This is a genomic window from Peribacillus asahii (assembly GCF_003570725.1).
Classification (GTDB): Bacteria; Bacillota; Bacilli; order Bacillales; family DSM-1321; genus Peribacillus; species Peribacillus asahii.
The window spans coordinates 1-12384 of record NZ_QWVS01000065.1; the positions used below are offsets into that span (position 1 = coordinate 1).

Sequence of the window (12384 nt, forward strand, 5' to 3'; positions counted from 1 at the left end):
TTATAACAGAACTTGTCGCACCTACCCGTTAGTCATAATGAACGAAACGGCTCCCATCGCTTAACGTAGGTTGCACTTGGTCATAATGTTACTACCCAAATAAAAACCAAGTGTAGAGCTACACACGAAAAGGAGCCGATTATTATGAAGGATGTACAAAAATTTGTTGGTTTAGACGTATCTAAAGATACTATTGCTGTTGCGATTGCTGATTCAGGTCGTGGAGAGCCTAGATTTCATAGTACCATTCAAAATAAGCCAGAAACCATTCGTAAATTAATGAAAAAGTTAGGTGATCCTGAAAATCTACTTGTTTGTTATGAAGCTGGATCTACTGGATATGGAATCTACCGATTACTTCTATCTATGGACATTGAATGTATGGTTGTAGCACCTACCCTTATCCCAAAGCGTTCAGGTGATCGAGTAAAAACAGATAAAAGAGATTCAATCAGATTAGCTCAGCTACTTCGTGCTGGAGAGCTTACTTCTGTATGGGTTCCAGACGAAGACCATGAAGCATTGAGAGACTTAATTCGCGCTCGTCATGATGCTCGTGAAGATTTACAAAGTTCTCGTCAGAGACTTGTTCACTTCTTACTTCGTCATGAAATACGCCCCCCTCAAGGGGTTCGAAATTGGTCTGTTAAGCATCGTGAATGGTTAAAACGATTAACCTTTGAAAGAGCTTCTCAACGTATTGTGTTTCAAGAATATCTTCATGCAATCCATGAAGTTGAAGATCGTATGAAACGAATCGAAGCTCAGATCCATGAAGAAGCTCTTCAAAGTGAACATGCACCCGTCATTCAAGCACTTCAAACTTTGAGAGGTGTTGCAGAGGTCACTGCCGTTACTTTAGTAGCTGAAATTGGACAGTTTTCTCGCTTTTCTAGTCCACGACAACTGATGTCATATGCTGGTCTCGTTCCCAAAGAATATTCGAGTGGTGCGAATCGCTGGCAGGGCTCTATTACGAAAACTGGAAACTCTCAAATTCGTCGCTCCATCGTAGAAATTTGTTGGTCTTATCGTCATCGGCCATCCCTTAAAGGGGAGTTGCTTAAACGTCAAGAAGGTCAAGATCCAGAGGCACAACGTATTGCTTGGAAAGCTCAACACCGTCTTCATATGAAATATCATCGCATCACTGCTAAAGGAAAAGGTGGAAAACTAGCCGTTGTTGCTGTCGCTAGAGAGTTGCTTGGATTTATATGGGCTATCGGCTGTGCGATTGAGAGTAAACAGGTAAGCGAATCAACTGTTGCTTAAGTAGATTGAAAGTAAGAATATATAATAAATCATGTTTTCGTATTCTAATTTTGTGATGAAAAAATTGAAGCTTTGGCTCGGAGGCAAATCCTCGGGAAGGAGAACCCTCATGTTCAACTATGCACTAGGTTCGAAGAACTGAACGTGCGCCGTTAGTCTGAGGCAGCTCCGTGACGGATGGAATGAAATGTGGTAACCAATCCACGCATATCAGACTGTATACCACCGTCAACGTTTTGCCTTCGTGCCAAGTCTTTAAGGTGTTCCTTTTCAACTTTTAGGATTGTATCCCTTTCGGATTTAGCTCATCAAGGGAAAGTACGCCCTTGACAAGCTAAATCCGAAAGGATATTTGGTTGCTAAGTTGAACAAGGAATAACTCTATTCATTTCTGAATAAAAACCTATCTAAAACCATTTAGGTATGGTGGGTTGACAGTTTCGTTCATATCAGTTGAGTAAGAACTACATAAAAATCAACGATTTCTGATGATTTTTACTAATATTTTTCTACAATCGCACCTAAACTTGATGCTTTTACATAAGGTTGTCCTTGCAATACTAGTAAATTTTCTTTTGTTCCAGTAACAACTGCCCCTATAATCAAACCACCTTTTTGGTGTTTACTTATGAATTGGTAGTCATTCTTATTAAATTTCTTTAAACGGTTTAAGAAGTCTGATTCGCCTTTCACTTCAGGAGTACTTAAAACTTGTCCTAACTTTGAAGAGGGGGTTGATATCCCAAATAACCATTGTCCAGATTCAGGTGCATCTCTGAAATCAGAACTTTTAGAGTAGTTATTTACCCAAAACCACGTTGGGTTGATTGAATTAGGAATCATTTTTTTAACTTCATTTAATGAATAACTCTTATCAAAGGAGATTGCCATCTCTATATATTTATCGTTCGGATATTCTTTGAGTTTTAATAAATCATTAGAATATGTTTTGTATTTGAATTGCGGGACATAAAATAACATTTCCCTTTGTCCACTTGGAAAGTTTATTTGAGTGGTATCATCAATCTTTGTACTGTAAGATGAAAACGATGTTGAAGAAAATCCCCTTAATCCATATTTCACCTCTTGGGAATCCCAAGGAATTACTTTATTTTCAATAACTTTATACACTTCCCGTTTAATTGTTCCTTTAAATAAACCTATATCTATCGTTTCCGTTTCTATTATTGTATTAGGAGCTTTCATTACTGCATCTTGTATAATTAGATTAGAAGCTATTTCACTACCTTTTTTACTTATCCACCAAGCATTAGCTCTATAAACACCAAAAACTATAAGAATACATACAATTGCAGATATTATAAGTGTCCTCAAGAAAGTAATACGTTTTGCCTTTTTCAATGTTTTATCTAAAGAGTTCTCATCAAAAATTGATTTCAAGCTTTCTTCATTTTGTTGGTCTTTCATTTTCTTCCCTCCAATATAGTTCTTTAAATTTTGCTCTTGCACGGGCTAAATATGTTTTCACTCCACTTGGTTTCATTTCTAGATAATCTGCAATCTGTTGATAAGACCATTCCAAATCGTATTTAAGCAGAAGTAATTGCTTAAATATCAATGGTAGGCGTTCAAGAGTATTTTTTATTTGGTTTTGATTTTCTTTTGTAATCATTAAATCCTCAATCAATTTTGAATTAGATACAAGATTTTCGTCTAATAGTAAGAATTGTGATTTTTTATTTTTTCGACAGTAATCGTAATACAAGTTTATCGCTACCCGAAAAAGCCAAGCTCTATATTTGTCGGTATCAATTGACTCAATATGTATCATCGACTTATAAACTGATTCTTGGACAATATCTTTTGCTGTCTCCGAATCAGCACCTTGCTTTTTTAAATAGAAATATAGCTCATTCATAACTTTAATCAACTGGTCATTCGAGAACCGACTCTTCAAGAACTTTCCTCCTCCCGTCTTTATAACGTAAGAAGAGCTAAAAAGTATACAGTATCTTTAAAATTATCACGAAAAAAGCGATTCATCAATCTAAGAATCGCATTAGTTCTGTTAACTATTTCTTATTCAACTAAATTACCCTGTTACTTGAATAAGAAAAAACGACACTTCGTTATTGAAGCATCGCTACCCGTTACTTTAAGTGTATTCCTTCACAATCTTTAGTTAGAATAAAAATTATTCCTTCCATCCTACTGCTATATCGTTTGAAGGGAATTCAATGACTAGTTTTATTCGAGGACAATAAATATACCTATCCCAAGTTCTAACTTCTTCAACTCTGTGAATGATATTAGTCAATTTTGTTTTAATAACATATCGATAGTTAAAGTCGATAATATAACATATTTCATTATTTAGCTTATGATTTTTATTTATTAACTCAGCTAATGCACTTTCATAGTCAATAAAGTTAGAAAATATAGTTTTGTAAAACATAAGCCTCCAATCAATTCCACTATTATGAAATGGAAAAACTTCAAATAATTCATCTTTGATTTTTTCAGAGTCTTCTTTAGATAAAATTTCTACTTCCTCTTTATAATCCATATGATTCGGAAATAACTCATTAACTTCCTCTAATAAAAATTCATACTCTCTTTTTCCCTCTTCTTCAATTCTTTTTTGCTTTTGCTTGTCTAACAATTCTTTTAAACGTTCTTTTCTATCCTTACTCACCTTATTCACCCCAAGAGATATTTCTATTTCTTTAATTATATTATGCTGGTATGGTATATCAATTCCATCTGTCACTAACCTGCGCCGTAAGTCGAATAAGAAAAAGGGCTGCCGCAGCAACCCTCCCTCTTTAACTCTTGCCCCCGTTAATTAAATTTTATCAAGGTAGTTCTGTGCATCAATTGTAATCATTGAAGGCAATTCATTTTGTTGCCTAAGTATTTTAAGCCTTTGAATGTCTCCATGTCTTTCAAACCAATCCACTACTTCTTTACAAATTGAAGAATACGATTTCTTGTCGTTGTCAATCCGACTTCTAATATGACAACGGTACTCAGTGGGATTTATTTCAGTTCCAAGAGCCTTAATATAAATGGCTACGTTAATATAGTAATCCTCATTACTCCACTGGGACCCCTGAATATTAAGAACATATATTAAATCATCAGTCGATTTCTGCCATGTTGTTTTGTTTTTCTTAAAGCCTTGTTGTTTAAAAACTAGCTTCAAACATTCAATTAGTTGCTCTTTGGATAGGGTACTCATAACAAAAACCTCTCAAAAGCTCATTTATTATTCCCTTTACTGTTAAACTATTCTCCCTCTATAAAATAAGGAATATCTCTTGTTTTCTCCTATTTTCTCAGAATTTTAAAGTTGCTTACATGTATTAGCCATTCTCCCCTTGGGATTAAGGGGAAGAAAAGGATATTTCTAGAACGGAAGAGTAAAAAAAGCCTTTAGCCACTTAACCACTGTTATCCAATAAGTGGGTATCCAGTTAAATTATAGTTGCACTAATGGTCTCCACATCTCTCATGGAGGTCAACCCTCCCATGTCTCACAGAGTCTTCGCTCCAAAATTCCTTCGTCCAACCTTTCCATGAGGTGGATGTCAGTTTATGCTGCCCGACAGGGTCCTTGCCCGAAATTCAGTTGAATACTGACTAATCCGTGCTTCAAATGTCTACTAAACCATAAACGTTCCTTTATTCTGATTAACAGGGCTACAAAAAACTAAGCTACCTTCGGCATCACAGCCATATGAGGGATGTCCTGTAACATTCTTTCTTCACTAAATTCACATTGTTTTTTACCGATGGTAAACAATACACGTATCAATTTATTGCACAGGGCGATAAGAGATTGCATCTTTTTTAATGGATGGTCCGGACGTTTTGTATAGTACGCATGCAGGGCTTTAAAAGCAGAGTTCTTGGCGACTAATGGCATGACAACTCGGAAAAGGAGGGCTCTCAGCGTCTTCCTACCTCTCTTCGTAATCTTCGTTTGTCCCTTATGTTTACCTGACGTATTTTCTTTTAAGCTTAGTCCTGCCAACTTAATGATTTGGCGAGGATGTGAATAATCGTTTAGGTCTCCGACCTCTGCCAAGAATCCAGCCACTGTATCTTTACCAATCCCTTTGATTGCCAGCATTTGATGAACACCAGGTATCTGTTCAAGTAAAGCATCTATTCTAGGTTCCAGTTCTTCGAACTTTTGTTTAATGAGATCATACTTGTCTAATAAAATGCGAATCTCTAATTTTGCCAACTCTGATCCCTCACGAATGCCGATTGAAAGACCGGCGACTCGTTTTAACTCTCTTACTTTCCCAAGACCAACTGCACGTTTTACAGCCTTTTTAAGATGGGCTAAGATTTCTTCATCAGAGATCTTTACTAGCTCACTTGGCAGTAAGCTGAGCCTTAATAATTGTAGTGCTGCTTTTCCCTCCCAGTCTTTAAAAACCGTGAGAAACTCAGGAAAATACCTATCCAGCCAGTTGTGAATTTGCCCTTGTACGGATTGAAGGTCAACAGATAAAAGATCACGTATTTTTCTTGCCGCACGAAGTTCGGCATACACTCCCTGCGGAATCTTAGGTTCAGCATATCTTCCATCTTTGACTAGCTGTGCAATCACTCTGGCATCTTTGACATCATTTTTGGTAGGTGAATTATCATCTAATTCTTTACTTTTCTTGACGTGCATAGGGTTCACGACCACAAACTTAACGTCCTGTTCTTTCAAGAAATGAGCTAGATTCAGCCAATAATGACCGGTCGGCTCCATCCCTACGATAGCCTGATCCATGTCATGTGTAGCGATAAGCTGTTGAATCCAACTCAAAAATCCATCAAAGCCAGGCTTTGTATTTTCAAAGTATAAAGGTTTCCCAAACTCCATTCCTCTAAAGTCCTGTGCACGTGCAACATGTTTCGATTTGGCAATATCAACACCGACAATAAGTGTTTGGGAAGTGATTTGAGCGATTTTTTGATTTTGGTTATAATTCATAGTGAGCCTCCTGGTATGCGAATAAGTAGTCCTTTTTGCCGACAAGCTTTAGGACCCTCTTATCATACCAAGAGGTATTTTTTATGTTCAAACCCTCTATTTCTTCATTACAGGAATGCTGCCAGTTAGTACAATAAGAAAACGGGATCGCCGCAGCCATCCCTTCTTTAACATAAGCACCCTATAGTTTAAGAATAATGTTTCACAAACTTGCTAACCTGCCCCTTTGGTTACTCGCGTATAAATAACTCATTTAGTTCAATAATTTCTCGGCATTGCTCAAATCCTGCCTTTGTTTTGCTATATATCGGAAAACAAAGTTCATAATTCCCTACTAAAATGGTTTCTAAAGAAGGGAAGAAAAAATCCACAAAGTATAATTCCTTAATTGAAAGATTCACCAGAAACTCAAGTGCCTCTTTATCACCAATTTTATATATACCCTTGTTAGTAGCAAAAATCTTTCTAAAAATACGCGCTTCCATCCGATTTAAGGAACTTAAAATGAATTTGAATTCTGCTTTGCTTACTGCTTTTTTATTGAAATAAGCAAATAATTCATCATCCTTATGATACATCTGGATGATGGCAGTTAAAAATCTAGAACCATATCTTAAATTATGTTGCTCATAGCCTAGTAAGTCCTGAGCCTCTTGTTCCGTAAGAACACGATTATATACATCCATAATGCCTAAAAAGGGAAATATCTCTTTTGGGTTCTCAAGAAGATGAGTATTGAATTTTTTATATTTTGCATACAGTTTTTCAATCTCTTCATTTGTAGCTAATTCTATTTTCAAATTGGTCGCCTCATCTTTCCAGTTTATATCATTTTATCATTTTTCTTATTGAACTAACCTCCCTCTATAAAATAAGGAATATCTCTTGTTTTCTCCTGTTTTCTTAGAATTTTAAAGTCGTTTACATATATTAGTCATTCTGCCCGTTGAATAAAAAACTTTATTTTTTATCATCTTTATCAAGGATTTTCTCTAAAAGATTTTTGATTTCTTCATTCTGTTTAGTGATTTTATGTAAATCCTTTGATATGAATGGTAAATAGTAAATTATGAAGACACCAATAGCTATAAGAAATAGTATAGAAAAAAGTTGCAACTATCTCACCACCTAAAAATTGTCTGTGAATAATTGTAACATTATTCCTTTTGATATTAATTTATTTCTTTAACAAACCTCCCCTTTACTTGAACAAGGAATTATTGTTAAGCCAATCCTTTTCCATCCTACTCCAACCATATAAAGCGAATGTTAATCCCGATAACAAGCAAATAATCCAAACAGTCAACAACTCAATAAAAGCAAAATCTATTCTAAATGAACTGATAAGAAACTTAATTATATAGTAGTCAAGAGCCAACGGCATTGATAAAACCAATCCCGACAACAAGACAAATCGCTTTTTACCTTTTTCTTGAATCTGTCTCCAGTTCACCATATTAAGTCCTCCAATCGACAATTGGTCACACTATTATGATTATGTTAATAAATAATTGTTTTTCATAAAAAAGTAGGTCTTGTTAAAGTAAATGCCCCGTTACTTGAAGAAGAAGTAAATCAAGAACGCAATAACAAGATTCGGTATTCCAATCAAAGCTGTACGAAAAGTAACACTATTTCGATTACGTCTATCTTCAGCAGATTCTGTTGCAAAATTAGCTCTCATTTGGTCCCCACTTACCATTGAACCTGAAACAACCATTGATATTCCAATGAAAAATAAACCAATACCGCCAGAAATAAAATAAGCTTTATCGATTCCCCACACAGCCAAAGATACTAAGACACCTATTACAGATAGAAGAACTCCAATTAAAAAATACCTCAAGCTATATCCCCCCCTTGACTTATTAATACGTCTAAGTATCACATATGTTTCAATTACTGCACTATCCTGCCATTTAGTAAAAAAAGACCGCCATATAGACAATCTCCTTGTTGTGTTAAAGCACCCGGTTAGCTTAATAAGGATCAGTTGATTCAATTACTTTTGCACCTTTTGGAGCTTTTACTTCAAAGAAACTTTCATCAACTTCTACATTAAATTTAATATCAATTACTTTTGAATCCTCAACACGTTGGTTACCACTCACACTAAATTCTCTTAGAATCAGTTTGGTCTCTTGATCGAACCAAAGTTCTGATGACCCATTAATTAAATATTTATCAACGGTTCTTCCTAAAAACGCATCAGTTCCTAGGCTTTGTATCTTTGATTCATCAACCGTTTTAAAGTATTCTTCTTCAAATGATTGTGATGGACGATCATACTTCCAAATAGTAAATGTATTTTTTTCTTTATCAAACTGACCTACTGACTTTCCATCTGAAACAGTATAGTCCCCGTTTTCATATTTTGAATATTCCTTTTCCCCAGATAAATAGGATGTCCTTTTTCTACCTTCAGGGTTAATTTCAATTGCCATATGTGCTAATGTTGGTGGCATTTGATTTAGATTATCTTCCAGTTCCGAATAATTATCCGATACAATCAAATTTATAGCCTTTTCAATCGTCTCACTTATCGCAGCATTTACAGAAGGAATGTTCCACGCACCTAGACCTAGAATCGTTACTGCTATCAATGGAGCAACCACATAATTCAACTTAAAGCCTCCGTTAAATGGCTTTCGACCTTTTTTATTGATTACAGATTGTATATTTACATTATCAGTGAATTTATACTGGTTTGCCGCTTTATGTAATGTTTTTTTTAACTTTCTTTCCATAAAAAATCCCCCCTTAAAGAAAAATTTGAATTATGTGAAAGGATATTTTTCTTTAACTTCTTTCTAGCATTATGAAGTCTAGATTTTACAGTGCCTTCACGAATGTTCAGTGTTAAAGCAATTTCTGAAATCGAAAGTTCTTGAAAATAATGCAACACAATCACAGTCTGATATTTTAACTTCAAGGTTTTCACTATATCCATTAGAAGTTGTTCGTCTTCTTTTAGTATGTATTCCTTTTCAGTGTTGTCGCTATTTTCATAATCATCGTGCAATTGAAATGTGAATCGCTGCTTTCTCTTTTGTTTTAAAGAACAATTGACTACAATACGATTAAACCAAGTTTTAAAAGATGCTTTATTTGAATCAAATCGGTTTAATGAAGAATGAGTTTGAATAAGTGCTTCTTGTACGGCATCCTGAGCAAGATTATAATCGTGTAAAAGTAAATAAGCAGTTTGTTTAGCCTGTTTAACATAGGGTTTCAATAACGAATTAAATGCATTATCGTCTCCTTGTTTTGCGTTTTTTATTAACAATGTTTCATCCACTCAATTTCCCCCTCTCACCTACTTATTACCATTAATCAATAATTAGGTTCATTTTTTATTAACAAAAAATTCTTACGTAGTAGTTAAAATAAAAAAAGAGCTACGGTTACAACTCCGTTGCTCAACTCTAGCGCCCGTTAGTGCAACAGGAAATTGATAAATTATAAAGCTCTTTTTCTTGAGTAATAAGCAAGAAACAAGGGAATCAAAGGTAAAAAAACAAGTATTCTAAACCAATTTTCTGCACCTAAGAAATATAGTGATGGTAGAATTAGTGCAATTCCACTAATTAATAATACTTTCCAAGATTTTTTCCATAGACCCCATATAAATAAAAGCACTGAAGCTCCAATTAATAACCAAAAAATAAAACCAACCCAATAGAAATCCATTTATTGCCCCTCCCTTTATTTCGTCTAACTATTGTATGTAAATATACTTCAATTCTTATTTTTCAACTTCATTCTTGAACAATCCTGCCAGTTAGTTGAAGAAGAAAATCAACACTGTTCTTTAACAAAGCCAATAAAAAAAGAGCCTGTATCTAAAATTACTAAGTAATAAAAGATATAGGCTTTTCTTATCAAGACCTTACGGTCTCGATGTATATTTAACATTATGTGTGCTTTTTTTATTTGTCAGGTATAAATACGATTCTATAATCTGATTTTAATTCTTCTTTCACTTTTTCAGTAAGATTTTTCCCGATTACATTATGTTCATTAATGGGGATTTTCTTATATTGTTTAGCCCATTGATATAATTCATCTTTAAGATTATCTGTCAACGGAAATTCATCAATATCGAGATTCCAGCCACATATATTGCACCAAATTGGGTCAGCCGCAAAATCTGCTTCTATTTTAAATGAATTGGTAAATTCGCAATTACAAACATCTTTTAACATCAAAGGCCATCTCCCGAAAATAAAATATTCTACCCATCAGTTATGTAACTAACCTGCTTCGCTTATGCCGAAATAATTTGCCCGTTTACAATTGTACATTAGAAAGTCCCTTACTCAAATCGAGTAAGGGACTACGTGTTTATTTTTTATTTCGAAGAAAAAATAAATCATTCAACCAAAAAATTATACTAGCAGAAAAAATCATAAAATAAAATTTTACATCTAAATAAAGTTTATCAATATCACTTACTATTATGAAAAAAATAGTATTAACAATTGTTCCTATAATTAGATATATAAATAAGCTACTGGCGCGGCCCTTGTTAGGTCTTTTATTTAAAAAGTATTGTATAGGTGCCCCCGTTACTAGATAAATAAGGCTAAATATAACTCCATAAATAATAATATTAATAAATGCAAGGAGATGTTGACCAATAAAGAATAATAGTACGAAACTAAGAAGAAAACCAGATAAAATTGAACAAAATAAAATTCTTAAATAAATATCATTGTTGTTTGATTTAACAAAAAACATTCAATACCTCCACTAGTCGAGTAGAAGAGAACCTCTCTTACCTTGCGGTAGATTGTGTTCTCCCCCCTCACAGAACCGTGCTTGCGCTACTCACGCACACGGCTCCTCCTAGTTACCATTCACAAAATGCAGCTAATCTTTTAGAATCAGATTTTGCTAATTCTGCTATCCTTAGTAGTTTTGTTTCCATTTTTTTATCCTACCTCTGTGTGTAGTAAATGCTTCCCTACTAAGGGTGATGACTGGTAGCTAACCTTTCCTCCATCGGCATTACCCAACTTCATTGGTACTACGCTGCTATCCGACTCCCTACATCGGCATTTGGTTTCCTTGCTTTTTATCGCTTGTACACCATACTCTTCTAACAAGAAAAGACCGATAGGGTCTCCCGAGTTGCCGTATCATATCAATGTGTAACGTGCCAAGGTCTCTGACTCCAGAGAGGTTTTATCCATCTTGCCTTAAACGAAGGATAAAATGTAGCTTTCTGCTGCAGGTAAAGCATCAGCCCTCTCGATTTACTAACATTATGGAGCTCAATCCCTTCAACCACTTGGCTTTCGGCCCGCCGTCGGGTAGAAAACAAGCGCGCGCAATCAATTATGATTCACGTTTCTTGTAGCCCCCCTACGATCCCGGACGGTCGGATTTCCCGAGTCCGGTTCTGACCTTGGATTAATCACCTACAAGCCTTCCCATACAACCGCAGGATTAAATGTCGGTACACATATTCCCCCATCATTTGTAGGTTTACTTGTAAGTTAGTTTAAACATACTTTATAGCTCAGAGTCTATAATGCTCAAACATTCCAAGTGCCCAGAGGTCCTTTGCCCTATCAAAGGTGTTACCTTGATAGAAGTGTAATTTCCTTACACTTAAGAAAGCATTACCCTTCCCTCATTGCTACTACGACCTCATGCGCCAATCCTAAATCATCCTACCATTTTCTATTAGCCTCTTATATGATAGGTCTTTATTGGTTAGTACCTTCCCAATTTGAAGTAGGACCTTCCCGTCGTTATCTCTGAAAATCTTTCCACAGATGCCAGAACCCATACCCCGGCTGCTCTTACGGTGCTTTTGACCGTTTCTTCCCGTAAGACATCGGTCTTCCCCCGTTAGGCAAAGGTCGACGCTAAGCAAAACATCCCTCGAACAGTTTCTTTGAGGGGCGTAGATTTCGGGATTGCAGTATTCGTTAAATCCTTCTGGCCTCTATGTTTGCTCGCCACACAGACTGTTCCGACCTTATCCTCTCTGTGTAGAATAGGCCGCCGTGACTTTTACTTCCAAGCAGAACGTAGTTCGTTACCTCCCCACGCATTGGATATGCTAGTCATCCGAATCGGTCAATTGATGACAGGAGACTTTCACTCCAATCGAGTAGAGGGAAAATAAATGTATTATTTTC

At 35.5% G+C, this 12384-nt stretch carries 14 protein-coding genes; 1 reads left to right on the forward strand and 13 read right to left on the reverse strand.

The features are described from left to right. Nucleotides 1–144 precede the first annotated feature (144 nt). Nucleotides 145–1272, forward strand: coding sequence for an IS110 family RNA-guided transposase (locus D1953_RS20405; protein ID WP_119118990.1), 1128 nt, complete (start codon nt 145–147; stop codon nt 1270–1272). A gap of 498 nt (nt 1273–1770) precedes the next feature. On the opposite strand, the gene D1953_RS20410 is transcribed toward D1953_RS20405, so the two are convergent. The 13 genes from D1953_RS20410 to D1953_RS22250 form a co-directional block, all read right to left on the reverse strand. After that, the gene (locus D1953_RS20410) at nt 1771–2700 is read right to left on the reverse strand and encodes an anti sigma factor C-terminal domain-containing protein (RefSeq protein ID WP_119118991.1); all 930 of its coding nucleotides are present in this window, start codon (nt 2698–2700) and stop codon (nt 1771–1773) included. Then, a complete protein-coding gene (locus tag D1953_RS20415; protein WP_119118992.1) occupies nt 2681–3190 on the reverse strand; it encodes an RNA polymerase sigma factor in 510 nt (169 codons plus the stop codon). Before D1953_RS20415 ends, D1953_RS20410 begins: the two co-directional genes overlap by 20 nt. 237 nt (nt 3191–3427) lie before the next feature. After that, nucleotides 3428–4003 (reverse strand): CDI toxin immunity protein, encoded by a 576-nt coding sequence (locus D1953_RS20420; protein ID WP_142920465.1) that lies wholly within the window; start codon nt 4001–4003, stop codon nt 3428–3430. Between the two features lie 75 nt (nt 4004–4078). After that, entirely contained in the window at nt 4079–4474 is a 396-nt protein-coding gene (locus D1953_RS20425) for a DUF4304 domain-containing protein (protein WP_119118994.1), read from the reverse strand. A gap of 471 nt (nt 4475–4945) precedes the next feature. Next, a complete protein-coding gene (locus D1953_RS20430; protein WP_119118995.1) occupies nt 4946–6232 on the reverse strand; it encodes an IS110 family RNA-guided transposase in 1287 nt (428 codons plus the stop codon). A 230-nt stretch (nt 6233–6462) separates the two neighbouring features. Then, nucleotides 6463–7032, reverse strand: coding sequence for a hypothetical protein (locus D1953_RS20435; RefSeq protein WP_119118996.1), 570 nt, complete (start codon nt 7030–7032; stop codon nt 6463–6465). 401 nt (nt 7033–7433) lie between these two features. Continuing rightward, nucleotides 7434–7688, reverse strand: a complete 255-nt coding sequence (locus D1953_RS20440) for a hypothetical protein (protein WP_119118997.1) — start codon at nt 7686–7688, stop codon at nt 7434–7436. A 99-nt stretch (nt 7689–7787) separates the two neighbouring features. Next, the gene (locus tag D1953_RS20445; RefSeq protein ID WP_119118998.1) at nt 7788–8078 is read right to left on the reverse strand and encodes a DUF5316 domain-containing protein; all 291 of its coding nucleotides are present in this window, start codon (nt 8076–8078) and stop codon (nt 7788–7790) included. A gap of 133 nt (nt 8079–8211) precedes the next feature. Continuing rightward, nucleotides 8212–8979, reverse strand: coding sequence for a LolA family protein (locus D1953_RS20450; RefSeq protein WP_119118999.1), 768 nt, complete (start codon nt 8977–8979; stop codon nt 8212–8214). Continuing rightward, nucleotides 8964–9530 (reverse strand): RNA polymerase sigma factor, encoded by a 567-nt coding sequence (locus D1953_RS20455; protein ID WP_119119000.1) that lies wholly within the window; start codon nt 9528–9530, stop codon nt 8964–8966. The genes D1953_RS20450 and D1953_RS20455 overlap by 16 nt, the downstream gene beginning before the upstream one ends. Before the next feature lie 161 nt (nt 9531–9691). Then, nucleotides 9692–9922, reverse strand: a complete 231-nt coding sequence (locus D1953_RS20460) for a hypothetical protein (protein ID WP_119119001.1) — start codon at nt 9920–9922, stop codon at nt 9692–9694. Nucleotides 9923–10161: 239 nt separating this feature from the next. Continuing rightward, nucleotides 10162–10437: a hypothetical protein gene (locus D1953_RS20465; protein WP_119119002.1), complete on the reverse strand. Its 276-nt coding sequence runs from the start codon at nt 10435–10437 to the stop codon at nt 10162–10164. 139 nt (nt 10438–10576) lie between these two features. Continuing rightward, complete coding sequence (locus D1953_RS22250) at nt 10577–10972, reverse strand: UPF0715 family protein (RefSeq protein ID WP_119119003.1); 396 nt, start codon at nt 10970–10972, stop codon at nt 10577–10579. Nucleotides 10973–12384 lie beyond the last annotated feature (1412 nt).